The 26,014-nt window shown below is 38.1% G+C and carries 24 protein-coding genes; 9 read left to right on the top strand and 15 right to left on the bottom strand.

Translation table 11 applies throughout. The features are described 5' to 3' along the window. Nucleotides 1–46: 46 nt before the first annotated feature. Nucleotides 47–757: a hypothetical protein gene (locus FJR04_RS06170; protein ID WP_254445212.1), complete on the bottom strand. Its 711-nt coding sequence runs from the start codon at nucleotides 755–757 to the stop codon at nucleotides 47–49. 234 nt (nucleotides 758–991) lie between these two features. Here FJR04_RS06170 and FJR04_RS06165 point away from each other — a divergent pair, with 234 nt between their 5' ends. Further along, a complete protein-coding gene (locus tag FJR04_RS06165) occupies nucleotides 992–2,917 on the top strand; it encodes a DNA polymerase III subunit gamma/tau (protein ID WP_168492742.1) in 1,926 nt (641 codons plus the stop codon). A 48-nt stretch (nucleotides 2,918–2,965) separates the two neighbouring features. Here the strand turns inward: FJR04_RS06165 and ebsA are convergent, their stop codons facing one another. Both ebsA and ftsH read right to left on the bottom strand, forming a co-directional pair. Next, nucleotides 2,966–3,352, bottom strand: coding sequence for a type IV pilus biogenesis protein EbsA (ebsA, locus tag FJR04_RS06160; protein ID WP_168492740.1), 387 nt, complete (start codon nucleotides 3,350–3,352; stop codon nucleotides 2,966–2,968). Nucleotides 3,353–3,645: 293 nt separating this feature from the next. Next, nucleotides 3,646–5,532, bottom strand: coding sequence for an ATP-dependent zinc metalloprotease FtsH (gene ftsH / locus FJR04_RS06155; RefSeq protein ID WP_168492738.1), 1,887 nt, complete (start codon nucleotides 5,530–5,532; stop codon nucleotides 3,646–3,648). 300 nt (nucleotides 5,533–5,832) lie between these two features. Here ftsH and FJR04_RS06150 point away from each other — a divergent pair, with 300 nt between their 5' ends. Together FJR04_RS06150 and FJR04_RS06145 are read left to right on the top strand one after the other, a co-directional pair. Continuing rightward, nucleotides 5,833–6,885, top strand: a complete 1,053-nt coding sequence (locus tag FJR04_RS06150; protein ID WP_168492736.1) for a dipeptide epimerase — start codon at nucleotides 5,833–5,835, stop codon at nucleotides 6,883–6,885. Then, nucleotides 6,869–7,915, top strand: a complete 1,047-nt coding sequence (locus tag FJR04_RS06145) for a DUF1611 domain-containing protein (RefSeq protein WP_168492734.1) — start codon at nucleotides 6,869–6,871, stop codon at nucleotides 7,913–7,915. The genes FJR04_RS06150 and FJR04_RS06145 overlap by 17 nt, the downstream gene beginning before the upstream one ends. A gap of 51 nt (nucleotides 7,916–7,966) precedes the next feature. Here FJR04_RS06145 and FJR04_RS06140 read toward each other — a convergent pair whose 3' ends face one another. The 4 genes from FJR04_RS06140 to lgt all read right to left on the bottom strand — a co-directional run bounded on the left by FJR04_RS06140 (nucleotide 7,967) and on the right by lgt (nucleotide 15,881). After that, entirely contained in the window at nucleotides 7,967–13,381 is a 5,415-nt protein-coding gene (locus FJR04_RS06140) for an ATP-binding sensor histidine kinase (RefSeq protein WP_168492732.1), read from the bottom strand. 232 nt (nucleotides 13,382–13,613) lie between these two features. Beyond that, nucleotides 13,614–13,967, bottom strand: a complete 354-nt coding sequence (locus FJR04_RS06135) for a phenylpyruvate tautomerase MIF-related protein (RefSeq protein ID WP_168492730.1) — start codon at nucleotides 13,965–13,967, stop codon at nucleotides 13,614–13,616. 105 nt (nucleotides 13,968–14,072) lie between these two features. Continuing rightward, nucleotides 14,073–14,879 (bottom strand): precorrin-4 C(11)-methyltransferase, encoded by an 807-nt coding sequence (gene cobM, locus FJR04_RS06130; RefSeq protein WP_168492728.1) that lies wholly within the window; start codon nucleotides 14,877–14,879, stop codon nucleotides 14,073–14,075. 126 nt (nucleotides 14,880–15,005) lie between these two features. Further along, nucleotides 15,006–15,881, bottom strand: coding sequence for a prolipoprotein diacylglyceryl transferase (gene lgt / locus FJR04_RS06125; protein ID WP_168492726.1), 876 nt, complete (start codon nucleotides 15,879–15,881; stop codon nucleotides 15,006–15,008). Between the two features lie 141 nt (nucleotides 15,882–16,022). Here lgt and coaD point away from each other — a divergent pair, with 141 nt between their 5' ends. The 3 genes from coaD (at nucleotide 16,023) to FJR04_RS06110 (ending at nucleotide 17,695) form a co-directional block, all read left to right on the top strand. Beyond that, nucleotides 16,023–16,556, top strand: a complete 534-nt coding sequence (coaD, locus tag FJR04_RS06120; protein WP_168492724.1) for a pantetheine-phosphate adenylyltransferase — start codon at nucleotides 16,023–16,025, stop codon at nucleotides 16,554–16,556. After that, complete coding sequence (locus FJR04_RS06115) at nucleotides 16,484–17,179, top strand: DivIVA domain-containing protein (RefSeq protein WP_168492722.1); 696 nt, start codon at nucleotides 16,484–16,486, stop codon at nucleotides 17,177–17,179. The genes coaD and FJR04_RS06115 overlap by 73 nt, the downstream gene beginning before the upstream one ends. A 138-nt stretch (nucleotides 17,180–17,317) precedes the next feature. Then, nucleotides 17,318–17,695, top strand: a complete 378-nt coding sequence (locus FJR04_RS06110) for a hypothetical protein (protein ID WP_168492720.1) — start codon at nucleotides 17,318–17,320, stop codon at nucleotides 17,693–17,695. Nucleotides 17,696–17,879: 184 nt separating this feature from the next. Here the strand turns inward: FJR04_RS06110 and petE are convergent, their stop codons facing one another. From petE to FJR04_RS06095, 3 genes are all read right to left on the bottom strand, one after another. After that, entirely contained in the window at nucleotides 17,880–18,299 is a 420-nt protein-coding gene (gene petE, locus FJR04_RS06105) for a plastocyanin (RefSeq protein WP_168492718.1), read from the bottom strand. A gap of 195 nt (nucleotides 18,300–18,494) precedes the next feature. Then, the gene (locus FJR04_RS06100) at nucleotides 18,495–19,853 is read right to left on the bottom strand and encodes a DUF3370 domain-containing protein (RefSeq protein ID WP_168492716.1); all 1,359 of its coding nucleotides are present in this window, start codon (nucleotides 19,851–19,853) and stop codon (nucleotides 18,495–18,497) included. Nucleotides 19,854–19,891: 38 nt separating this feature from the next. Continuing rightward, nucleotides 19,892–20,437, bottom strand: coding sequence for a peptidase C15 (locus FJR04_RS06095; protein WP_168492714.1), 546 nt, complete (start codon nucleotides 20,435–20,437; stop codon nucleotides 19,892–19,894). A 66-nt stretch (nucleotides 20,438–20,503) separates the two neighbouring features. On the opposite strand from FJR04_RS06095, the gene hisH reads away from it, so the two are divergent. Both hisH and rsmD read left to right on the top strand, forming a co-directional pair. Then, a complete protein-coding gene (gene hisH / locus FJR04_RS06090) occupies nucleotides 20,504–21,139 on the top strand; it encodes an imidazole glycerol phosphate synthase subunit HisH (RefSeq protein ID WP_168492712.1) in 636 nt (211 codons plus the stop codon). A 65-nt stretch (nucleotides 21,140–21,204) separates the two neighbouring features. Further along, complete coding sequence (rsmD, locus tag FJR04_RS06085; RefSeq protein ID WP_168492710.1) at nucleotides 21,205–21,762, top strand: 16S rRNA (guanine(966)-N(2))-methyltransferase RsmD; 558 nt, start codon at nucleotides 21,205–21,207, stop codon at nucleotides 21,760–21,762. Between the two features lie 86 nt (nucleotides 21,763–21,848). Here rsmD and petG read toward each other — a convergent pair whose 3' ends face one another. Continuing rightward, complete coding sequence (gene petG, locus FJR04_RS06080) at nucleotides 21,849–21,962, bottom strand: cytochrome b6-f complex subunit V (protein WP_083389681.1); 114 nt, start codon at nucleotides 21,960–21,962, stop codon at nucleotides 21,849–21,851. A 197-nt stretch (nucleotides 21,963–22,159) separates the two neighbouring features. Here petG and FJR04_RS06075 point away from each other — a divergent pair, with 197 nt between their 5' ends. After that, the gene (locus FJR04_RS06075; RefSeq protein WP_168492708.1) at nucleotides 22,160–22,534 is read left to right on the top strand and encodes a cytochrome c; all 375 of its coding nucleotides are present in this window, start codon (nucleotides 22,160–22,162) and stop codon (nucleotides 22,532–22,534) included. Nucleotides 22,535–22,930: 396 nt separating this feature from the next. Here FJR04_RS06075 and FJR04_RS06070 read toward each other — a convergent pair whose 3' ends face one another. The 4 genes from FJR04_RS06070 to FJR04_RS06055 all read right to left on the bottom strand — a co-directional run. Further along, nucleotides 22,931–23,719 (bottom strand): DUF3153 domain-containing protein, encoded by a 789-nt coding sequence (locus FJR04_RS06070; protein WP_168492706.1) that lies wholly within the window; start codon nucleotides 23,717–23,719, stop codon nucleotides 22,931–22,933. 89 nt (nucleotides 23,720–23,808) lie between these two features. Continuing rightward, nucleotides 23,809–24,330 (bottom strand): tetratricopeptide repeat protein, encoded by a 522-nt coding sequence (locus tag FJR04_RS06065; RefSeq protein ID WP_168492704.1) that lies wholly within the window; start codon nucleotides 24,328–24,330, stop codon nucleotides 23,809–23,811. Between the two features lie 120 nt (nucleotides 24,331–24,450). Beyond that, nucleotides 24,451–25,344, bottom strand: a complete 894-nt coding sequence (argB, locus tag FJR04_RS06060; RefSeq protein ID WP_168492701.1) for an acetylglutamate kinase — start codon at nucleotides 25,342–25,344, stop codon at nucleotides 24,451–24,453. Between the two features lie 182 nt (nucleotides 25,345–25,526). Beyond that, nucleotides 25,527–26,014: FHA domain-containing protein (locus FJR04_RS06055; protein WP_254445211.1), on the bottom strand; the 488-nt coding region annotated here is incomplete at its 5' end.

Below are 26,014 nucleotides of genomic sequence, written 5' to 3'. Positions count from 1 at the left end.
AAAATACTGATAGCTACTTTGAACAATTAGAACATAATTACTGCAATTAGTCATCAGGAGATGGAGTCAAAAATTCTGCTGTGTCCTCAGTCTTGGATTGTGTAGAAGACTCATTAGCCTCATTATACTGATTCACCAAGGCTTGAATAATCACTTCTGGATTATCTGTTTCTATCCCTAGTTGTTGGGCAACTTGTTGACACAAATGTTCATCCTGTTGCAACATAATCAGTAACTCCTCTAGAGTAACAGTTTTGTATTCTCCCTCTGGTGAGTCTTCTGGCTCTTGCGGAGGTGCTGGGGGATTATTTTGGACTGCATCAGGTCCAGCATATTCCCAAATCGGTTCTCCTGGATTGCGTGTTAACACTTTCATGCCGATGTCATAGGACAGATTACCGATTTCCCCAACACCTAACTCACCTAATTGAACTAATCTAACTGCTAATTCATTATGGGGTTTGGAGGATGCTAATAATCTGTCACCAAACCGATTTAGCCATTCCAACCAGCGTTCTATGCTGACACGATGCTGAAGATTATGTAACCATTTTTGCGCCCAAGCCTGTCCTTTGGCTTGATGAACACCTTCTAAAAGTTCTGTAAATAGAAATTCTAAATCTGTATCGCTCAGAGGTGGTGCTGCTTGTTTGGGGATATTTTCTGGACGTGAGGTGAGATTTTCCTGACTACCAAACAAGCGTCGGAAAAATTTTTTAAGCCATTGAATTAGCCGCTTGAGCATCTGATACACCATTGATATTTGTTGCTTATTCAAATTTTAGCCATGTCGGTGACTCCCGTGAGTGGAATTAAAAATTAATAATTAAAAATTAAAAAAGCAGACTATACAAGCTTTTTGCTAATTTTTCATAGTTGTTTAACTTACATCATCCTTTACTGGCGGCTATCTATCAGGGAAATTGCCATGAGTTGTTAGAATGGTAAAGCTCTAAATTCACCAGAGCTATACGGATTTAAACCTGTCTCCATGTCTTACGAACCCCTGCACCATAAGTATCGGCCAAAGAGTTTTGCTGAACTGGTGGGTCAAGAGGCGATCGCTACTACCCTGACTAACGCCATTCTTTCAGCGAAAATCGCCCCTGCTTATTTGTTCACTGGCCCCAGAGGTACAGGAAAAACTTCTAGTGCTAGAATTCTCGCTAAATCTCTCAATTGTCTCCAAGGAAATCAGCCAACTCCACAACCCTGCGGCGTTTGTGAAATCTGTCAGGGCATTACTAAAGGCTATTCTACAGATGTTATTGAAATTGACGCTGCCAGTAATACAGGTGTTGATAATATTCGTGAACTGATTGAACGGGCGCAATTTGCCCCAATGCAATGCCGCTATAAAGTTTATGTGGTTGATGAATGTCATATGTTAAGTACAGCAGCATTTAATGCGTTACTAAAAACATTAGAAGAACCACCTAAGCACGTTGTTTTTGTCCTCGCCACAACAGACCCACAGCGGGTATTACCAACAATTATTTCTCGTTGTCAAAGATTTGATTTTAGACGAATTCAGTTAGAAGCGATGGTAAAGCATTTAACTTATATTGCTGCTAACGAAAATATTAATATTGCTCATGACTCCCTCACCCTCGTTGGACAAATTGCTCAAGGGGGATTAAGAGATGCAGAAAGTTTACTTGATCAATTAGCTTTAGTCGCTGGGGAAGTCACACCGGATAAAGTTTGGGATTTAGTGGGTTCAGTCAGTGAAAAAGACCTATTTGGATTATTAGAAGCGATCGCTCAAGATCATGCCGAAATAGTCTTAGATACTACTCGCAAAATCCTAGATCGAGGACGAGAACCCCTGATCATCCTCCAAAACCTCGCCGCTTTTTACCGAGATTTACTAATAGCCAAAACCGCTCCCAATCGTCAAGATTTAGTTGCTTGTACTCAATCAACCTGGACAGCATTAGTCAACTTTGCCCAAAAACTTGATATCAGTACAATCTTGCGAGGACAACAACACCTGAGAACAGCAGAAGTCCAACTCAAAAACACCACTCAACCCCGTTTATGGCTAGAAGTAACATTACTGGGATTATTACCCAGCGCCAATATTCAGATCCAACCTGTAAATATCCCCCAGCAAGTTCATACAACCTCTGTAACCCCAGCTTACCCTCCTGTATCTGCACCCCCACCAACATATCCAACTCATTCACCACCAACACCCATCCCAGAACCTGTATCTGCACCACCTCCACCTATTGACAATCAACCAGCAGCAGTACAACCAGTTGGAGAAGGTTCACAATACGACGTAACTCAACTGTGGCAGCAAGTTCGTGGACATATTCAACAGTTACCCACCCAAGCATTGTTGGGTCAAATGTGCCATTTAATTGAGTTCAATGGTTCTCATGCCCGGATAGGTGTAAAAGCAGTTTGGTTTGACAAAGTAAAATCTTATTTACCTATTATCATCACAGCTTTTAGGCAAACCTTCCAACAGGAAATTCAAGTCACTTTAGAAAAAGTCACATCTGCAAACCCTACTTCAACTAGGAGAAATCCACCACCACAAACTTCTCCCCCTGTACAACAACCACCCCAACCTACTTACAACCAGCAAATCCCCACTCCACAACCCACTCCACAACCGCCTCCAGCCGTACCACAGCCAGTACCTACACCGTTACCCGAAATGGTAAAAACTGAGCCTGTTATTACCAACACAGCGCCCGTAAAAACCATTTCTCCACTACCAGTGCAACCATCCCCATCAAACTGGGATCATGATGGCGTAGTCAAAGCTGCGGAAAGTTTAGCGAAATTCTTTTCTGGAGAAATCATCCGCATGACAGATGATACTTTCCATCTATCGAATTCTGTGACAGCTACTGAAACAACTGAGATATATGAATCCTACGTTGATGATGAATATATTTAGTAGGGGCGGGGTTTCCCCGCCCTCAAAGGAGTCAGGGGATATCTTGACTCAATCGTCTGCGCGTAATAATTTGCGGTAAAAAGGTTTAGAAAAATCAGTAATGCGATGGCGCTTATAATTTTCCATCAGTTCAATCAAAAAATTAATAAATTCAAAACTAGCCATCATTACTTCATAAGTTAGATCAGAATCAGTATCAAACTGCATCCGGCAACGAGTTAAATCGGAGGGTAAGGTGGCAACATTCCAAGTAGCAACAAAGGAAATATTATCACTGGCTTCAATTTTACGGTGTCCTTCTAATACGCCTTTTTGATAAAGACTAATAGCATAGGGTAATAAATTTCGCTTGTTCCCCTGAATATACGGTAGATACACTGTGGCTTGTTGCTGACTTGCTGGTTGGAGTTGATCAAAAGACGTATTACCAGACATCGTTGTAGATTCCTTAAATTAACTAAGAATTGGTGATCCTATCGTTTTCTCAATAGTATTCCGCAGAATATATTTACTTTTTAGCAGTATGTATATAAAATAGCATTCAAATTTCCCTCCACCAGTGAAAAATTTTTCTAGAACAGTTTTTTTGATGTGATTTCAAAAGAGTCTGGATTTATGCAACTGGCACATTGGTAAGGTGCGTCAGAAGGCAACAATCTGTTTATTTGCAGAATTTATGCAATCTGACGTGGTTGGTGAGCTTGCCGAACCACACCCTACAACTAAAACTAATAAGGTACGGCTACCTGCTCATTAGTGACTTGGAGTTTAGAGTAGTCAGCGACAATTGTCCGGAACACATCACCATCAATGGTTTCTTGTTCTATGAGCAAATCTACAACACGCTCTAAAATTAAACGGTTTTCTTGTAGTAGTTCCTTAGCTTGAACATAGCTGCGGTTAATAATTTCCCTGACTGTGGCATCAATTTTAGCGGCGATTTCCTCAGAATATTCTGATTTATTCATCCAGTCACGCCCTAAAAATACCTCATTATTTTGATTTTCCAAAGAAACCGGACCCAAATCAGACATCCCAAATTTAGTTACCATTTGTCGTGCCATATTGGTAACTTGTTGTAAGTCATTTCCTGCACCTGTGGTAACTTCCGCTTTCCCAAAGACGATTTCTTCTGCTGCCCGACCGCCCAAAGCAGCGGCAATTCGGGCTAAAATTTGGGAACGGGAAATTAAACCTTGTTCTTCATTGGGAGTAAACCAAGTTAAACCTAATGCTTGTCCTCTAGGAATAAGAGTAACTTTTTGTACAGGATCATGACCTTTGACTAAAGTACCTACCAAAGCGTGTCCGACTTCGTGGTAAGCAATCAGGCGTTTATTTTTGCTATCTACTAAAGCAGTTCCTTCCATACCGGCAACTACTCTATCTATGGCATTATCAATTTCTAAATCGGTAACAGCTTCTTTGCGTCTTCTGGCTGTGAGAATAGCAGCTTCGTTGAGTAAATTAGCTAAATCTGCGCCAGTAAAACCAGGAGTTCTGCGAGCGATCGCTTCTAAGGATACAGTAGGATCAATCTTCTTATTTTGAGCATGGACTGTCAAAATATCCTGTCTTCCTTTCAAATCTGGGACATCCACAATCACCTGTCTATCAAAGCGTCCGGGACGTAACAAAGCTGAATCTAGGACATCTGGGCGGTTAGTAGCAGCAATAATAATAATTCCCGTATTCCCTTCAAAACCATCCATTTCTGTTAATAGTTGGTTGAGGGTTTGTTCCCGTTCATCATTACCACCACCAATACCAGCACCCCGTTGTCTACCTACTGCGTCAATTTCATCAATAAAGATCAAACAAGGAGCATTATCTTTAGCTTTTTTGAACAAGTCACGGACACGGGAAGCGCCCACACCGACAAACATTTCTACAAATTCCGAACCAGACATACTGAAAAATGGTACACCTGCTTCACCGGCGATCGCTTTTGCGAGTAAAGTTTTCCCAGTTCCCGGCGGTCCAACTAACAGCACACCTTTGGGAATTTTTGCTCCCACAGCCGTAAATTTTTCTGGCTGTTTTAGGAAGGTAACAACTTCTTGTAATTCTTCTTTTGCTTCTTGGACTCCAGCGACATCATCAAATTTCACCCCCGTTTTTGCTTCCATTTGAAACCGAGCGCGAGATTTACCGAAACTCATAGCTTGGTTAGAAGCATTTGCTGAACGACGCAGGAACAACAGCATTAAAGCCACCAGTGGTAAAATCCACATTAGATTGATTAACAACCCAACAGCGGCTCTATTACCAGCAGAGGAAACTTCGCCAAAATCAACGTTTTTTTCTTTAAGTTTATTAATTAACTCCGGATTTTGATTTAAAAGTCGTACCTGTAAAGGAGGTGTATCTGGCTTTTGTCCAGCTAAATAAACCCTAGCTGTCTGCTCAACTTGATCCAACTCTACCTTTTTAATTTCCCCTTTATCAGCCTTCTGGATTAATTCTCCATAGCTTAAAGTGTTACGCTCTGTTTTTTGCTGCGCTAATGCAGAACTACTACCGAATGCTCCCGGCAACATCATCAACCCAGCCGCTACAACTCCAGTTAAAACATGACGCTGGTTCATTAGACCTTTTTTGTCGAAATTTCTCATAAAATTTACCTTTTATCTATTAGCAAAAGCTGAGAGGATGTTTTATGCCCTTTTGTCTCAGAAATGGCCATTTGTAGAAATTACAGTTCTCCTATCTAGTTTAACTGCCAGACCTAACTATTGACAGGTGACAGAGAAGAAGGTGACGGTTCAACAATTGACAATTGACAATTGACAACGGACAACTGATAACTGACAACGAACAACGGACAATTGACAACTGACAACTGACAACTGACAACTGACAACTGACAACGGACAACTGACCACTGACCACTGACCACTGACAACTATATATTTATGCAAATAAATTTTCAAAGCTTTACCGTTAACAAGCGATTTCCCTTAACCATTAGTAGAGGGACAACAGCACAAACGACAAATATCTGGTTACAAATTGCCCAAGAGGGAATTGTGGGTTGGGGAGAAGCATCTCCTTTTGGTGTGGGCAACCATAGGCAATCTACTGAGAAAATCCAAGAGGGTTTGCAGCAAATTACACCGATTTTACAAAAATTTAGCCCTTGGCAACGGCAAGAAATTGAGGCAGTATTAGAACGAATGCAAATTCCTTCCGCCGTTAAAGCGGCTGTGGATATGGCATTACATGATTGGTTGGGTAAGCGGGTGGATTTACCATTGTGGAAACTTTGGGGACTAGATAAAAATGCGATCGCTCCCACTTCTGTAACAATTGGTATTAATTCCCCAGCAGGTGCAAAGGCCAGGACGCAAGACTGGTTACAATTTATGGATGTGCAGTTATTAAAAGTAAAATTAGGTTCAACCGAGGGAATAGAAGCAGATCAAAAAATGTTGTTAGCGGTATGGGAAGCAGCCGCAGGAAAAGATGTGTTTGTTGACGCTAATGGTGGTTGGAGTTTGGCGGATGCTATAAATATGTGTGGTTGGTTAGCTGACTTAGGGATAAAGTATGTAGAACAACCTCTAGCCAGAGGTGAAGAAGCAAATTTAGCTAATTTGCAAAAAAATTCCCCGTTACCAATTTTTGTGGATGAAAGTTGTTTTACCAGTGCTGATATTCCCCAATTAGCAGATCATGTAGATGGAATTAATATCAAGTTAATGAAATCTGGGGGTATAACCCAGGCTATGAGAATGGTGCATACAGCCAAAGCCCATAATTTACAAGTCATGTTTGGCTGTTATTCTGATAGTTCTCTGGCTAATACCGCCGCATTACAACTTGCACCACTAGCTGATTATTTGGATTTAGACAGTCACTTAAATTTAATTGATGATCCTTTTACTGGTGCAGTCGTAGAAAATGGGCGAGTTTTACCGAATAATTTACCTGGTTTGGGAGTGAAACATAGTGCGTTTGTCGCTTAATCAAAAAGTAGCCATTCTTCTCCATGAAGGAATTACAGGATTGCAGGGAAAGACGGGTTTATCAATTTTACGTTACAGTGAATCTCAAATTGTCGCGGTGATTGATCAAGAATCTGTTGGTAAAAGTTTAGGAGAATTAACAGGTATTCAGCGAGATGTGCCAATTGTGGCATCTGTAACAGCAGCACTACAGTACAATCCAGACGTTTTAGTAATTGGAATTGCGCCTAAAGGTGGTGCTGTACCGAATAATTATTGGTCTGATATCAAAGATGCCCTGAAAGCGGGAATGTCTTTGGTAAATGGATTACATACACCAATGGCAAATATACCGGAATTAACCGCCCTCCTTAAACCAGGACAATTAATTTGGGATGTCCGCAGAGAACCAGCTAATTTAGATGTAGCATCAGCAATGGCGCGAACTCTGGCCTGTCGGCGGGTTTTGACTGTGGGGACAGATATGGCGATTGGAAAAATGTCCACCAGTCTGGAATTACACCGGGCGGCTAAGTTGCGGGGTTTACGTTCTAAGTTTTTGGCTACCGGTCAAACTGGGTTAATGTTGGAAGGGGAAGGGGTAGCTTTAGATGCTGTGCGGGTGGACTTTGCGGCTGGTGCTGTAGAACAGTTGGTAATGCGTTTTGGTCAACATTACGATATTCTGCAAATTGAAGGGCAAGGTTCTCTTTTACACCCTGGCTCGACGGCAACTTTACCTTTAATTCGGGGTTCTCAACCCACACATTTAATATTAGTGCATCAAGCAGGACAAACTCATAACCGTAATAATCCCACTATCCCGATTCCACCTTTACCGGAAGTAATTCGGATGTATGAAATTGTGGCTAGTGCTGCTGGTGCTTTTAAGCACGTTCCTGTGGTGGGGATAGCGTTGAATACGAAGAATTTAGAGGAAGTAGAGGCAAAAAATGCGATCGCTCAAATCATAGCAGAAACTAAACTACCTTGCACAGATCCTATCCGTTTTGGGGCTGGGTTACTATTGGATGCTGTTATGCAAAGTTAGATGTAAGATTTTCTGCACGCAGAGACGCTCCAGGCGCAAAGAGTAGAAGTTTTATTGTTGATGTAGTTTAATGGGAATTTCAATGATAAATTCTGTTCCTTTTCCGGGTGCAGAAATACAATCTAATTTACCACCGTGTTTATCTACGATGATTTGATAACTAATTGATAATCCTAAACCTGTTCCTTCTCCTACAGGTTTGGTGGTGAAAAAAGGATCAAATATGCGTTGTCTAACTTCGGGATTTATGCCCATACCATTATCTTTAATGGCAATTTGTACCCAATTATCATTAACAACTTGGGTACTAATCATAATTTGGCTAGAATTATTTTTTTGTTCTACTTGAGATGAATTTTCCTGCTGCTGTTTCAGAACATCAATTGCATTACTAATGATATTCATAAATACCTGGTTCAATTGGGAAGCATAACATTGAACTAAGGGAATATCACCATAATTTTTAATTACTATCTGATTAGAATAGCCTAATTTTTCTTGGAATCGAGGTTGTAAAATCATTAATGTACTATCAATTCCTTCATGGATATCTACAGGTTTCATGGCTGATTCATCAAGACGAGAAAAATTACGTAAACCTAAAACTATCTTGCGAATTCGTTCTGAACCTACCATCATTGAATTGAGAATTTTCGGTAAATCTTGCATGATAAAATCAAAATCATGCTCTTTTTTATAGTTTTCAATAATAGCTGAAGGATGAGGATATTCCTGTTGATATATATTCAGCATATTGATCATAAATTCAATATAATTGCTGGCGTGTTCAACATTAGCATAGATAAAATTTACCGGATTATTAATTTCATGGGCAATACCTGCAACCATTTGTCCTAAACTGGACATTTTCTCTGTTTGAATAAGTTGAGATTGTGTGGTTTTTAATTCATACATTGCTTCTTCTAAATGCTGATTCTTTTCATTTAATTCCTGAGTTCTTTGTGTAACTTTTTCCTCTAAACTCCTATAGAGTTGAGCATTTTCTAGAGAAATAGCAGCTTGGGAAGATAGCAAATTTAATATTCTCAATCTTTCAGTGGTAAAAGCTCCTACAGTTAGATTGTTCTCTAAATAAATGATACCGATTAATTCCCCTTTATTCAAAATAGGAGTACAGAGGATAGATTTTGGTTGATATTGAATAATATATAAATCATGAGCAAATTCTGGAGAATCTTTGACATTGCTAATTAGCAAATATTTTTGCGTATGAGCAACATAATTAATAATACTTAAAGGTAAATATTGACAATTGTTAATTGGTGTATTCGATAATTCATATTCATGCTCATTTATACATTGAGCTACCAAGACTAAATTTCCCTCTTTTTGCAAAATTAACGCAGATTTATTAGCAGCAACATTTTCTGATATCATCTGCATGAGAGTATGTAATAACTTGTCTATCTGAATTTCTGAAGAAATTGCTAAAGAGGCTTTAGTCACAGTTTCTAAATCTAATAATGCAGAAACACCTGTCAAACTAGGTTTACTAATAAGGGTACTTACTTCACCTTCTGTTAATTTAGTTTTTGTTTGATTAATGATAGGTTCAAGTAATTGAGGATAGGTTGTTTCCAAATTTTCAATTTTTACCTTCGCTCCCCAATTAGCATAACAATAATAAGCATCTATTAAGTAAGCTTTAGCAATTTTTTCTTTATTACAACCCAGGTAAAATTTAGCTGCTAGTTCATTAGCTAGTGCTTCCTCTTGAATATATTTATTTTCCTTAGCTCCCGCAATTGCTTGATCATAAAGCTCCATTGCTTGCCAATTATTTCCTAATACTCTGGCTTTTTCTGCTTCTACCAATTCATATTTATGTTGATAATTCATGGGGGCGTAATTAGCCCAATTTTTCATTTGTTCTTGATTAGATAGAATTTTTTCTAAAAATCGTTTTTGTTCACTTGCAGACTGATAAGGATATTCAGCTAAAAGTGATAAAGAATAGTAAAAATTATATTGACTAATTGTCACTTGTCCAACAACAAATTGCAAATATTCTCCACCTTTGATGGAATTATCAACAGCAATATTTGTGAAACCAAAGAAGTAATAATATATGGTTTTTGCTAAATATAATGAAAAGAGTGTGGTGGAAGCTTGAGTTTCTATAAGAATTGGTAATAATTCTGATTCATCAAAAATATCACCATCAAATATTTGTTTATTTTCATTAATTTCTGAAAAATTAAAAACTAGCTGATACCATATTTTATGAAGCAGCACTGTGCCTTCTTGCTTGATGCTATACATTAAAAGGATATGATTTTTTAAATTCTCAAATAGATAAGATAAATTTTTACCACTAAGGAGCATATTTATATCATACATTGCACAACAGTAACCAAAGTATTCTATATCTCCAGTTTCCATTCCACTTTGTAAACCCTCTTGTAAACTAGTTATTGTTTTTCGCAAATGTTGTTTCCAAGGGAGAATATTACTATTCCACATCACTAAAACTCGGCATTCAATACTTCTAGCATCAAATTTATCTAATATACTTAAAGCCAATTCACCATAACGGTATCCAGTTTCAATATCCGCAAAGAAACCGCACAATAATAAACCATAATTCACATATCCATGAGCAGAAAATGGAGAATTACCATATTTCACAGATAGATGAATCATTGTAAATATAATAGCTGGAAATAGTTTTGGATCAACAAAATAACTAGCAGCAGTCATATTAGTTAAAATCCGCATGACAGCAAGTTTATCAGCAGCTATCATCTCCGGTAAGTTGATTAAATCATCAACATTTAAGTTAAGTGGAGGTGTTGTTTCTAAATTCACTCCCAGCAAGTTTACTAAAGTTAAACCTGTCTCAATTGCTTGTTGTATTTGCACTTGAGCCATATATATTTGTATTTGTGCTTCATACACTTTTACTTGATCAATCAGACTATTAGCATTTTGCTTAACTGCTTCTATATATATTTCTGCTTGCTCAAAATTAATGTTTAAATATTCTGCTTCTACAGCTTCAATATAAAGATTTAAAGTTAATTCATACTGATATTCCCAACTATCTGCTGCTAAAAGTTCTAAACCTACTTTTAAATATCTGACAGCAGCTTCATAAGCAGTTGAAGATTTAGCTTTACAACCAGCAATTAAGTTTAATTTAGCTAATTCATATCTATCTAACTGATTGGAAATTAATTTTATCCCCATATTTAACTGATTAACTATCTCAAATATCTTTTCTTCCCCTTCCTCAGAACTGCTATCTTTTAACAGCAATTGACCTATTTTTAAGTGTGTTGCTGGTTTATCTTCATCAGAAATTAATGAATAAGCTGCTTGCTGAACTCTATCATGAAGAAATTTATATTGAACTATAATTGATTCATTACTATTAGCTGTTAAATTTGAGTCAAAAATATTTAATGATGATTCTTCATCATCTGTAAAAAATTTATAAACTTCATTTTGAGAGATAATTAATTCTTCTTGTAAAGCATTCCATAACTCAGATGCTATTTGGATTTGGGATTTTTCGCAGACTATAGACAAAGTATATAAATCAAATTTATTACCAATACAAGCAGCTACTTTTAAGATATTTTGAGTATTTTTAGATAATTTCTTTAACTGGTTTTTTAGAAAATTAACAACATCTTCATTATGATATAAAGCTTTGGCTGCATTAATATCACACTTCCAATAACCTAGACTAGAATTAAAAACAATTAATCCATCTTCATGCAGTGATTTTAATAATTGATTTGTAAAAAATGGATTCCCTTGAGTTGTCTTTAAAAGTAATTCAATGAGAGATTCAGTATGTGCTTCTGAACAAATTAGAGTATCTGTAATTAATAGCCGCAGATGGGATTTATCTAAAGGTTGTAACCTGATTTCATGAACGGTGACATTCGCTTGTCGAATATCATCTAAAGTCATGACTAAAGGGTGTCCGGGCTTGACTTCATTATCTCTATATGCTCCAATTAATAATAAATATTTGGTGTCTTTTGCACTCATTAATAATTTGATTAATTTCAAAGAAGCTATATCAGCCCATTGTAAATCATCTAAGAAAATTACTAATGGATGTTCACTAGTAGCGAATATCTGAATAAATTTACCAAATAGTAAATTAAAGCGATTTTCGGAAGCATTACCTGTCAGTTCTGGAACTGACGGTTGTTGGCCAATAATATTTTCTAGTTCAGGGATAACATCAATAATTACCTTTCCTTGTTCTCCTAATGCTGATAAAATTTTCATTTTCCAGTCTTCTAACTGATTTGTATTTTCAGTGAGGAGTTGTGTCATGAAACTACGAAATGCTTGTAATAAGGCCGAAAAAGGAATATTTCGTTGGAATTGATCATATTTACCAGAAATAAAGTAACCTTTTTCCCGCACAATTGGTTTATGAACTTCATTAACAACAGCAGTTTTACCAATACCAGAAAAACCTGCTACTAACATTAATTCTGTATTCCCAGCACTGACATTTTTAAAAGTATTTAGTAAGGTAATAATTTCCTGTTCTCTACCATAAAGCTTTTCTGGAATCAAAAAGCGATCGCATATATCTTTTTCTGCTAATTTAAAATTACTAATTTCTCCCTGCATTAATAACATTTGTTGACATATTTCTAAATCATGTCTAATTCCTCTGGCTGTTTGATATCTTTCATCAGGGTTTTTTGCCATTAATTTCAAAATCATATCTGCCATAATTGGCGGAATTTGTGGATTAATTTCTCTAGGATTAATCGGTTCTTTTGCAAGATGACAATATACCAATTCTAAATGATTTTGACTATAAAAAGGTAATTTTCCGGTGAGTAATTCATAAAAAGTCACTCCCAAAGAATAAAAATCTGTGCGGTAATCTATCCCTCTATTCATTCTTCCTGTTTGTTCAGGAGACATATAAGTAAGTGTCCCTGCTAACACTTCTGGGTTTTTGATATCCGCAGTTTCTTTGGGTAATAGGGAAGAAATACTAAAATCTATCAGCTTAATTTGCTGCGTTTGAGAATTAATTGTAATATTTTTAGGCTTAATATCTTTGTGAATAATTTTATGATCATATAGGAATTCTAAAGCTTTGGTAATTGCGATCGCAATGGGTAAAAAAGAGATTAAATCTAAACTTTGATAATTAGCATATTCACTCAAAGATATACCTTGAAAATCTTCTAAAACCAGAGCATAACTATTGCCATATTTTTCTAAACCATAACATTTAATAATATTTGGATGATCAATTTGTTGACTAATAGCAAACTGATTTTTAAAAGCAATTAAATCCTGCAACCGGGGATATTGTGAGTTGAGAATTTTGATAATAACTGGAGTCTGGTTTTTTTCTTGTTCACCACGATAAACTGTAGTTTTTTCACTAGCATAGATGAGTTCAGTAATTTTATAACCAGGAATAGTAATTGCACAGATATTGCTTTTGCTCATAAGGATAAAATCAGAATTACAGCAGTGAACAGGGAAATATTAACTGGGTTGAATGTATTTTTATATATGGCTTAATTCTTAACTTGTGTACCTCATTTACCTGCAATCTGCTGTAAATTACCTACGAATCCTGTTGGAGCTATAGGAGGTAATAGAAAAAAATGCGCTTTTGATTTTGAATTATGCTACCCAAAATCAAAAATTGTTTAACTCGATAAACTTTGATCAAAATCTAGCCAAAAGTTGTGCTATTCCAACCCCACATTGAGCCTTGAGCATCTGAAAATTCTAAATAAATGCGGTTTTTAGGTATATTCAAAAATTGATTAATTTCCTGACAAAAATCCTGACTCATTGCTTTAGTTTGCTCAGGTTTCATTGTTCCCACACTCTTAATTTCTATATAGCAAACTGGTTCTGTAGTACCAGCAAAAGTCATGGGAACTCCGGCTTCAAAAGCTGTCATCACATAGGATTCTGGTTTACCCGTATGTTTAGCTAACTTAGCGGAGAGAACCTTGAGCATAGATTCAACCTGAGATTTTTCAGGATTAGAAACAGAAGTTTGGACTTTAATTAATGGCATAATCAGGATTTTAAATTGCTAAATTTGTATTTATTGGATTCAATTTTATCGCAACTACCAAAGTAGTGAAAATATGTATCCTCAACCATCTAATTTTTCACCTACTTAATGTGATGAACGGAATAAATGATTATGTTCAGGATGATATAAACGTGAACGTCCATTTACTGGTAATAATGCTGGGCTAATCACATAAAGTGTAGTCCGCACTAATTGTTCTTCATGAGTACAATTTGCCATTTGTGCTAGAGGAACAACCCGAATTTTTTCATCTGGCCATCCTAAGCGATAGCAAATCGCTACCGGAGTATCCTGGTTATAATATTCCAACAATTTGGCTTGGGCTTCAGTGATATGACGCACACTGAGATATAAACATAAACTAGCATGATGTGCCGCTAAAGACGCTAACTCTTCAGTAGCAGGAACGTGGGTGCGGCCACTAATGCGGGTGAGGATGATAGTTTGTACTAAACCAGGAACAGTTAACTCTATTTTAAGTTTAGCTGCGGCGGCTTGAAATGCACTGATACCAGGAATGATTTCAAACGGAATATCCGCCTCTGCTAATAGCTGCATTTGTTCATGAATAGCACTATAGAGACTAGGATCACCAGAATGCAGTCTAACGACAGATTTATGCGATCGCACCGCAGCCACCATGATTGGTAAAATTTCTTCTAAAGTCCGATTTGCCGTTTTCACAATTTCCGCATCTCCACGACAAACATCTAAAATTTGTTCGGGAATCAAGGAATCTGCAAATAAAATTACATCAGCCGTAGCCAACAACTTTTGCGCTCTAACCGTTAATAAATCAGGATCTCCAGGACCTGCCCCCACAATATAAACCGCTGGTTCTAAGGCATTTATATACTTAGATGAACTTAAATTATTAGTAGATTCACTCATCAAATTTCCTCTTCACAACGCCACAAAAAAGTTTTTTTGGCTTTTCCTCAGTACCCGTCCGGATTCACCCTCTTTCCCTAGTAGAAATAAATGGTAGATGCACCCTGGTTAAGCCCTAGAGATTAATTACTCTGGGGCATTTTTTTCTCCATATAACGGAGGCACAACATCAGGTAAAGGCCGCTTAATGACATACAACCACGCCAAACCAACTACTCCTAAAGTTATTCCCCCTAAACTGATCATCTGTGCCATCCGTAAAGGTCCGAGCATTAAGCTATCTGTGCGTAAACCTTCAATCCAAAACCGCCCTAAGCTATAAGCTATCCAATAAACTAAAAATAAAGTCCCTACTTTTAAACGTGGTTTTTTAGATAAAGCCCGAAAAAATAAAGTTAGTAGCAGGGCAAATACCATTAAATTCCACAGCGATTCATATAAGAAAGTGGGATGAAAATATTCAAAATTCACTAAATCTAAAGGACGACGATCTGGGGGAATGTACAGTTTCCAAGGTAAATTTGTGGGACTTCCGAATGCTTCTGAGTTGAAAAAATTTCCCCACCGACCAATTGCTTGCCCTAAAATTAACGAAGGGGCAACTAAATCAGTCAATTGCCAAAAAGAAACTTTATTGATTTTAGCAAAGATGAGCGCCGCTACCACACCGCCAATAATCGCCCCATGAATAGCAATACCCCCTTGCCAAATTGCAACGATCCGTTCTGGGTTTTGAGAGTATTCTGACCATTCAAACAAAACATAATATAACCTGGCGGCGGGAATAGCACCAATTACTAGCCAAATTGATAAATCACTGATTAAATCTGGATTTACATGACGACGCTTGGCTAGATACTGGGAAAGACTAACACCAATTAATACAGCACAGGCTATTAACAATCCATACCAGCGAATAACTATTGGTCCAATTTTCACTAGAATCGGACCAGGAGAAGTAAATTGAAACCCTAAGGGCAGAACAGAAAAATCCAGTACCATGAGAAATTACCTATAGGAGTATGGATGAAAAACAATAATATAGTATGTCTGAGCGACTAATCCTCAATCCTGAAGCAGGAGATGTTAGATTTAATTAAGTTCTACGAAAAAACTGTCAATATAATCACCTAAAATAACATTGTGATTGCTATTTATCCTGGTAGTTTCGATCCCATCACCTTGGGACACCTAGACCTCATACAGCGCAGTAGTCGTCTGTTTGAACGGGTGATAGTTGCCGTGCTACGAAATCCTAATAAAATGCCCTTGTTTACAGTAAAGCAAAGATTAGAACAAATTACTCTGGCTACAAAACATTTACCAAATGTGGGAGTAGACAGTTTTGATGGTTTAACCGTAGAATATGCTCAAATGCAACAAGCGCAAGTTTTGTTGCGGGGGTTAAGAGCGGTTTCTGACTTTGAAATTGAGCTACAAATGGCTCATACCAATAAAACACTGTCTACTCAAATTGAGACTGTTTTTCTGGCAACATCAAATGAGTATAGTTTTTTAAGTAGTAGTGTGGTACGAGAGATTGCCAGGTTTGGTGGCTCTGTTGATCATCTTGTTCCTCCACACATTGCCCTAGATATATACCAATGCTACAACCAAAAATCTCTAGCCTCGAATCCAACCACAACGGAAATAACCTTACCCCACGAGAGTATGTGAATGGAATTCCCCCAAATGGGCTGCCAACACCTGCTGGAGGGGTAGATATTCAGCAGGAACTCAACCGCTTAGAGGAAATAGTTCTCTCCAGTTTGAGGATTCCACTCACGGGACGTACTCTCATAGATGAAGATAAATTACTTGAACAACTTGATTTTATCCGCCTTTCTCTGCCATCAGTGTTCCAGGAAGCATTAGATATTTTGGAACAAAAGGATGAAATTCTCCTAGAGGCTGAAGAATATGGACAACAGGTTGTAGATGTAGCCCAAGCCAAACGAGCGCAAATTTTGGCGGAAAGTGATATTATCAGACAAGCTCAACGGGAAGCTGACCAATTACGGCGACAAGTGCAGCAAGATTGTGAAGCGATGATGCAGGAAACCCTGACAGAGATTGAACGCAAGCGTCGCGCCTGTCAGCAAGAATTAGAGGAAATGCGCCAAACTGCGATCGCTCAAGCTCAAGATATTGAAGATGGTGCTGATAAATACGCTGATAACGTTCTGGGTAATATTGAGCAGGATATTCAAGAAATGCTACAAATTATTACTAATGGTCGCAAACAATTAAGAGGAGATGAATCACAACAGCGGCCTGCACATAATTCTAAAAAGAGATAAGTAGGTTGGTGTTAAAAATTGTCTATGGCAAGCTGACAGGGAACAGGGAACAGGGAATAGGGAATAGATAATATTGATAATTACCTCTTTAACGGCGAATAAAAGCTAAAATTAGCAATTGGAGAGTTAACCAATGCCATGTTTGATATATTGCCTTTTCGCTTTGAGTTAGATAAGATTGCGATCGCCGGAGCTTGTTTATGGGCTTTGGCTTTATATCTGGGTTTTTCCCAAACTAGAGAATGGGTAATTACACAACTCAACCGCTGGTTCAATTTTGCAGAACGTTCTCTCTACACCAGTCAGTCAGAATTTGAAAAGACGCGCAAAGCTAGAGAAGCACAAAACTTCTTCTATGCTTCATTATTTAGCATTTTCCCTTTCCTAATATTTGGTAGTTTATCTAACTGGATTTTAGATATAAGTTTAGGTAATAGCTGGGGAATTAGTATTGGTATTCTTGCTTGTATGGGTGCTGGTGTCTATGAACTAGGACGCAGACAAGGAGAAGATTGAACTAATTGTTGTCAGTTGTCAGTGGTCAGTTGTTAGTTGTTAGTTGTCAGTTGTCAGTTGTCAGTTGTTAGTTGCAGCAAAGCCTAAATACAAAAAATTAACGAGTCTCACCCCTTCACTTATACTGATTAGCGTCAGCAGGGATAAAACTCGTTATAATCTTCAGTGAAAAAAGTAGACTAGTCTAACCTTCAACAATGAGTTTACCAACCATGCCAGCACCACGGTGAGGTTCGCAGTAGAAGGTGTATTCACCAGGAGTAGCATCAGCAGGAATAACAGTGGTTTCAGTTTGTCCAGGACTCATCAACAATTTCTTGTGAGACAAAGATTTGGCCAAATCAGCACTCTTAGCAGGGTTTTTAGCAGGATCAAATACAACGTTGTGAGGAGGAACTTTATTATTTTTCCACTCAATAGTATCACCTGGCTTAACAGTCAGCTTTTTAGGTTCAAAAGCCAACAAACCTTTATCACTACCCAACTTGATTGTATATGTTTCCGCAGATGCAGTGGGAGTAAACACAGCGAAGCTACTAAAAATTACAACCACTGTCAATGCAGCTAGGGTAAAGCGTCGCAAATTTGCCAAAATAGATTTCATGCCTACTCTCCTCAGAAATACTTTTACTTTCTTACTCCTATTTTAAATACAATTCACGCCAAATATGACAACCTGTCATAGATTTATTTTTGTTAAGTAATACCAAAGGCTAAAAACCAGGGAGATAAAAGGGCGAAATCCTGTAGGGGCGCAGGGTCTGCGCCCTGCATTATTCCCAATAAATCGCCAGGAATGTCAATTAGATTGAGTTGATACCGTTAAAACTTGTGGTGGTGAAGCATCGGGTGGATAAAGAAAATCTACTTCTACTAAAGAATTCTCACCTGGTTTAAGATTCAATAATACTAAAGGTTCTCCAGTTTCACCACGCTTTTGAACCAAATGCACAAACTTGTTTTGCCATTTTCCGTCTGCTTGATAACGTAAGCGTACAGTTCCTCGGAAAAAGACTTGACGCGCTGGAGGAACAAAAAAGCGGAGTCCAGATTTGCTTAATTCATTCTCCTTAATGGGAGTCTGTACCGCAATACTCACAGTTTGTTGATTTTGAGTATTGTTATATAAAGGTAACTTGATACTATATTGAATACCATAATTACCATGGGCGTAATAAGCGGTATCAGGATAGCGCACTAACATAGGTGCAGTTTGAATTTGACCAGTTCCCAACATTCCCCCATGTAAGGTGCTTAAACCGTAGGAAAATGCTTCACCAGGTTGAGGAATAGTTAAATACTTACTTGTTGGTTTATCTACTACATAAGCTCGCCACCGAGAACCTTTAGATACTCCGGCTACACGTCCGTAAATTTCCGGTTTATTATTTCCTGTTATGGGAGTGGGGACTTTATCTCTAGGCGTAGATAATTCACCCTGATCTAATAAATTTTGCCATTCTTCCAAATTGGGCGATCGCTCACTACCATCAGTATTTGTACGTGCGAACATAGCCAAACTAGCCGCGTAAATATTACCATTACTCCGCAGTCGCATATATGTAGAACGGCCATTCAGTGGTGGAGTGAGTCCTTGAACAGGAATTGGTAAATTTAATAACATCTGACTTTCCCCTGGAGGAATAATAATTTGTGAGGGGAAAATATCTTGTTTTCTACCTCGTAATACATCAGATGTGACTCGGCTACCGGGTCCGGCAAAAACTGTTCCTAAGTTATTGGGAACGAAAGATGATAATGGGATAAATGGTGCATCTGGTTGACTTAAATAACTCGCACCTTCCAATATATTCACGGTTACTGGTTGAGAACCAGGATTATGTAAGATTATGCCCAAGTAAAGAGAACGTAAATTTTCGGGTGGATCTGCTTTGGCAACATGGTGGGCAAAAATATCAAATCGGCCGCGAAAGGGAAAGTCTAAATGGGCTGATGTGACTTTTTTTCCCGCGCTTGGAAACGTAGAAAGTAAGATTCCTTCCTTTAATACCAGTTCTGGACTATTGCTATTAAATACCGGCACGGCATCCAATTTTCCTGGCAAAGGGCGTACTGATTGCACTTGTAATATTTCTGTCGGTGGTGGTGTAGCAGGAACAGCTTGGGAAAGAGTCAAAGAAAGTAATAGTGGCAACATAATACTGAGTAAATTTGTCCTAACAGACGTTAACTTTTCTAAAGAAGTGCCAAATTGTTAATGATCAAAATAAAATCGGCAACTATATCTATCAAGTTTTCTTGATTTAAGATTGGTACATGAACAAAAATGCACTTAATTGACAGTTGGGACTGACGTAAATAGTCCAAGACTGAATAGTAAAGTCCCTCGCAGACAAACTTACCACAGTCGTAGCTAATCTCAACTGCGGCTGTTTGGGCTAATAATTTTTCGATATCAACGCTGGTTTGCAAAACATTTTCGGGAGAATTTATTGTCTCTACAGGTAAGATAGCTGTACTACTAGCAAGGACTTCTACGCTTAATTGGGAACGACTTGCAGCCATGCCACAACAGATAATATAGTCAGGTTGAATTTCCTTAATTTTGGCAATGACACGAGAACTAGACAATTGCACATTTACAGGGAGACGGTGCAAAAAATTTAAGTCATGGGAGAGTGAAGCCATTTTGGCTAGTGCGAGTAATAAGTCATCGGATGAATTTGACTCTTGTTGGCTCAACCAAATGTCAAAAGAAGTTAATAGTATTTTTTTTTGCATAATAAATAATATTTAGAATTAGAATAATTAAATGCCCTCCCTCATAAATTTACAAGGAGCAGCTAAATGCCAGTGATTGCAGTTGTTGATTACGACATGGGAAATTTGCACTCTGTTTGCAAAGGATTAGAAAAAGCTGGTGCAACTCCTCAAGTTACTTATTGTTCTCAAGAGATGGCAAAAGCAGATGCTATAGTTTTGCCAGGAGTGGGAGCATTTGATCCGGCTGTACAACATCTACGATCGCGTGGTTTGGAACAACCTATTAAAGATGCGATCGCTTCTGGGAAACCGTTCTTGGGTATTTGTCTAGGGTTACAAATTTTGTTTGAATCCAGCGCCGAAGGGACGTTACCAGGACTAGGAATTGTGCCGGGAAAAGTTCGTCGTTTTCGTTCTGAACCAGGAATGACAATTCCTCACATGGGTTGGAATCAACTGCAACTTTCTCAGCCAAAAAGTCTTTTATGGGAACATTTACCTATCGATCCTTGGGTTTATTTTGTTCATTCTTTCTATGTTGAACCAACAAATCCCCAAGTTCGCGCTGCCACGGTTACTCATGGCAATCAAACGGTAACGGCGGCGATCGCTCATGAAAATCTCATGGCTGTTCAATTCCATCCCGAAAAATCATCAAATGTCGGATTGCAAATCTTATCTAATTTTGTGGCTCAAGTCCGCGAAAAAGTTTTTGCTTAATAAAAGTTTGCAATATTTTCAGGTGTTTATTTTCTCAAAGTTGAAGATTTAATGATCAATAAGTAATGAGTCTGAGAATTTACGGGAATCGTCTGCTTAAAACTTTACCAGGTGAAAATACCAGACCTACCAGTGCGCGAGTCAGGGAAGCATTATTCAATATTTGGCAGGGGACAATCAGTGGTTGTCGCTGGTTGGATTTGTGCGCCGGTAGTGGTTCAATGGGTGCAGAGGCTTTATGTAGGGAAGCCAGCTTAGTCATCGGCATTGAACAATCAAGCCAAGCCTGTGCCATTATTCAAGCCAACTGGCAACAAGTAGCCCAGCCAGAACAGAAATTTCAGCTATTGCGGGGAAACGTCACCCAGCAGTTAAAAAAATTATCAGGTCAAAAATTTGACAGAATATATTTTGATCCACCTTATGCCAGTGGATTATATGAACCAGTATTAGAAGCGATCGCCCAATATCAGCTTTTAGATCCCCAGGGAGAAATAGCAGTCGAACATCGTCACCAAGATTGGACACCACCAAATATCCCCAACTGGGAAATCTGCCTTCAAAAAACTTACGGCAACACAGCCTTAACATTTTATCAAGAACAGGGAACAGGGAACAGGTAATTTAGTGATTCTCTCTTTTACTGTCACCTGTCACCTGTCACCTGTCACCTGTCACCTGTCACCTGTCACCTGTCACCTAATTAATATCAGCCACCCAACTCGTTAGGACGCTTATATTGCCGATAAGCAGCATAAAACAATCCACTTAAAGTCACAAAAATCAACCCAAGCACAATACCTGATAGTAGGGGTTCAACCACTGTAAATCTCCTCGTTACAATTATGAAAGATTCGTTTCCTGTTGTTGATTTTAACAAATCTGGCACTAATCCCGCGTCCTATCAGAGTTTTAAATCAAAATAGTTGTAAAAATCATCATTTGTACTTGCTAACACAATCAAGAAATTTTAAGCTATGTGTAGGAAATGAAAACTTTGGGATTGTCAAAGCAACTCTTTTGGATAACCAGCTAATTAAACCTGAAACTCTGATTCAACAGATTATTATCTTCGTCGTAGCGATGTTGATAGCCATCCCTCTTGTCCTTTTTTGTATTCAGATAGTACAAGCCTCTGATCCTTATGTCAAAAGTGTTCTATCCATTCAGGGAGACCCAGTACAGGGAAAAGCTATTTTCCTAATCAACTGTGCTGGCTGTCATGGTTTAGAAGCCAACGGTCTAGTTGGTCCTAGCTTACATGAAATCTCTAAATACAAATCCCGCTATGGGCTAATTCATCAAGTAACTAGCGGTGACACTCCCCCTATGCCAAAATTTCAGCCTAGTAGCCAAGAAATGGCAGACCTTTTAAGTTATTTAGAAAGCCTATGAATTTATTTGCATAATATAGCGTAGTGTGGCTTTGCTTATAATAAATTTTGGGCGCACGCCCTGCGCCCCTACATTAAATGTCAATTTGCGGCTGGTGATTGGTAATGAAATTCCAGTTATCATCCTGGACATCCTGTATCCCTAATGGGAGGCGTTAGTCATTTTTGACAATCTCTCTAACTCGTACACAATGGCGTAAATCAACCAATTATTAAAAATTTACACAAAGCTGTTTAAGGGACTTCCAAATAAAAAAACACTCAACCACCTAACGTAAAAACCTCTCAAACCCTTATTCCTCTGTGTCCTCTGCGCCTCTGCGGTATGCGTTTCACGCACGCTACGCTAACGTTAATCTGGATAATTTATTTCTTGGAAGTCCCTTAATCTGCTTTTTTAATTCTGCTTTGCGGTACTAGGATCTGGTAATAGGGTATATCTCAGATATAAGCCCAACCAGACAAATGAGATAATTAATAAAGTACCAATTCCCAAGAAATTAGGCAACCAGAAAACTACTTCTATGTGATTTATAGAACCTGGTTTAAGTTGCCAGATTAATTGATTATTATGTTTTTCGGGTTGGATAGAATTTTCGTTATTTTGAATATTCTTAACACCCCAAGGTGTTTGTAAGCTAAAATCTAAATTGATGATAGAATTATTGCTTTTGCTAGTCAGCATAGCCAAAGAACGTAAATCCAAATCATAGATTAGGTGGTTTCTAGATAATAAAAGAAAATTCTGATCTTCGGCTACTAAAGTTGAAGTAATATTAGAAATTTCCGAACCATCAATATCTTCATCTGTTCGAGAGTTAAAGAAACCGCTAAACTTTTCTTGTAATTCCTTAACATTAGTAAAAGGAATTTTAACAACTATATCTTCTGAGGAAATCTTCTCTGCTGAACCGGATAAGGTTCGCGCTCGATTTTCTAAAGTTTTTAACCATTCAGATACATAATCATTACTAAAAAGGCTAATTTTTTCCGATAACTTAATATGCTGGACTAATTCACCATTATTTGTGCTGTTAAATGTAACTCCTAAATCGTACTTTACACAACCAGATAGAAGTAATGATGCCAATAATACCACTAATAAAATAGGATTAGCTTTGGCAAATTTTCTAATTTTGTTAATTGGAGAAATAAAATATTTTCCCAACCGTGAGATATTTTTCATCAACATATAAAACTCCTATTTAATTAGAGAAATTCAAACCTATTTCCTAATAGATATTCATGATGCAATTTGCAGAATTGTAACATCTGCTAAAAACTTAACCAAACTAGATAGGAAATTGTCAAAGCAACAGCGATTAAAGCTACCCACACAAAGCGATTATCTCTGGTATTGACTGTGCTAAGATCAATATATTCTGGTTCTACAGGTTTTGCTTTAGAGGGAGATTTTTTAGGTTGAGCAGTGACAATTATTTTGGATTTATTATCAGAAATTGTCCCCAGATCAGGAATTTCTGTCATCCACTCTTTGGGTCTTTTTAGTTTAGGTGCTTTTAAAATATAGCCTAGACGTTTTGCTTGTTGACGCACTTCATAGTGGGGATGACGACTGAGTTGTTGACAAAGAGCGATCGCTTCTTCAGAACGTCCCGCAGCCTCATACGCATTCACTAACCAAATTTCTACTTCACCACCCAAACGGGTATTTTTTACCAATAGGGCGCTGGCTTTTTCTAAATTTTCTACGGATTCCCGATATTGGCCATTTTCAAAGGCAATTTTGCCAATTTGATATCGAGATTTAGCAAGTTCTAAACTTTCTGTAGTCATTAGTCAGTTGTCGGTTTTAATTATGATGAGGGGATTTTGGATAGATTTTTTTGTCCAGAAAAAATAGCTTTATCTAGGGAATAAATCCAAAATCCAAAATATCTTGACTTTTAAATCATCTTATTGTCGAAATTGAGAACTAAGAATCATTGTTCCAATCCCCACATCTGTAAACACTTCTAATAATAAAGCGTGAGGAATGCGGCCATCAATGATATGTGAGGCTTTAACACCTTGAGCGAGCGATCGCACACAACAATTCACTTTAGGAATCATCCCTCCACTGACTATACCATCAGCAATTAATTGCCGCGCTTCCCGAATATCTACCTTGGGAATTAAGGTAGATGGATCTTTATAATCTTTGAGAATACCTCTAGTATCAGTCAGCAAAATTAACTTTTCTGCACCTAAAGCTGCGGCTATTTCTCCCGCTACAGTATCAGCATTAATATTATAAGCCTGTCCAGTCTCATCAGCCGCAACGCTAGAAACTACGGGAATATAGCCATTACTAGAAAGTGTTTCTAAAATTTTGATATTGACATTACTAACTTCCCCAACAAAACCAATCCCTTCATCACCTTGAGGACGAGCCGTAATTAAGTTACCATCTTTACCGCAAAGTCCTACAGCCATCCCTCCAGCTTGATTAATCAGTTCCACAATTTCTTTATTCACACGCCCAACTAACACCATCTCGACTACATCCATTGTATCCGCATCAGTTACGCGCAAACCATTTTTAAATTGTGCTTCAATTCCCAGCTTACCTAACCAACTATTAATTTCTGGTCCACCACCATGGACTAAAATTGGCCGCAAGCCGACACAAGATAAAAAGACCACATCACGAATAACTTTATCCTTGAGGGTGCTATCCTTCATTGCTGCGCCACCGTATTTAACAACAACGGTACGACCGGCGAATTGTTGAATGTAAGGTAGTGCTTCGCTGAGAACTTCTACGCGATTAGCTTCAGCTTTCCTGATATACTCCGTATCATTAATCATGTTATTACCCAAGTTGCTAGTTATATAGTTTATGGGATAACTAGCAACTAGAGCTAATAAGCTGTTGTGATCATAGCAAGGGAGCAGGGGAAATATTTATTTCCTGTTCCCTGTTCCCTGTTCCCTATTCCCTGTTCCCTGTTCCCTGCGATGCACTGAGCTTGTCGAAGTGTTCCCTATTCCTAAGAGAGTTGAAACAAGAAAGTTACTAAATCTCCCTTACCCAAGCTAATGCGATCGCCTGGACGGAGGCGGTGTCTGTTTCCAGGTAATAGAGGTAAGTTATTGATGTAAGTACCATTGGAACTACCTACATCTTCTATGTAACATGAATCTCCCTCAATGCGAATATCTGCATGAATCCGCGACACAATTTCCGAATTAGCAAATCCCGAAACGTCTATATCTGGAGGAATCCGATCATTAGGCTTACCAATATGAATAACCGAAAGATTTTGTGGTAATTCTATTTCTTGGTTAGCTTGAACATAGAATAACCGCGCTACTATCTGTTGTAATTGTGTTTTTGACACATTTCCTGCTGGTTCAGCGACTGGTATGGGGTCTATTTGAGGTACATACGCAGGCGGAATATAAACTTCTGGTTCTGGTTCTGAAGCTACAGGCGCTGGTGCTGGTGTAACTACAGACGGAATATAAACTTCTGGTT

The organism is Anabaena sp. UHCC 0204, assembly GCF_009711975.1.
In the GTDB taxonomy this organism is placed as follows: domain Bacteria; phylum Cyanobacteriota; class Cyanobacteriia; order Cyanobacteriales; family Nostocaceae; genus Dolichospermum.
Note: the sequence above shows the minus strand (reverse complement) of the source record. Positions and strands in the feature narration are given on the sequence as shown.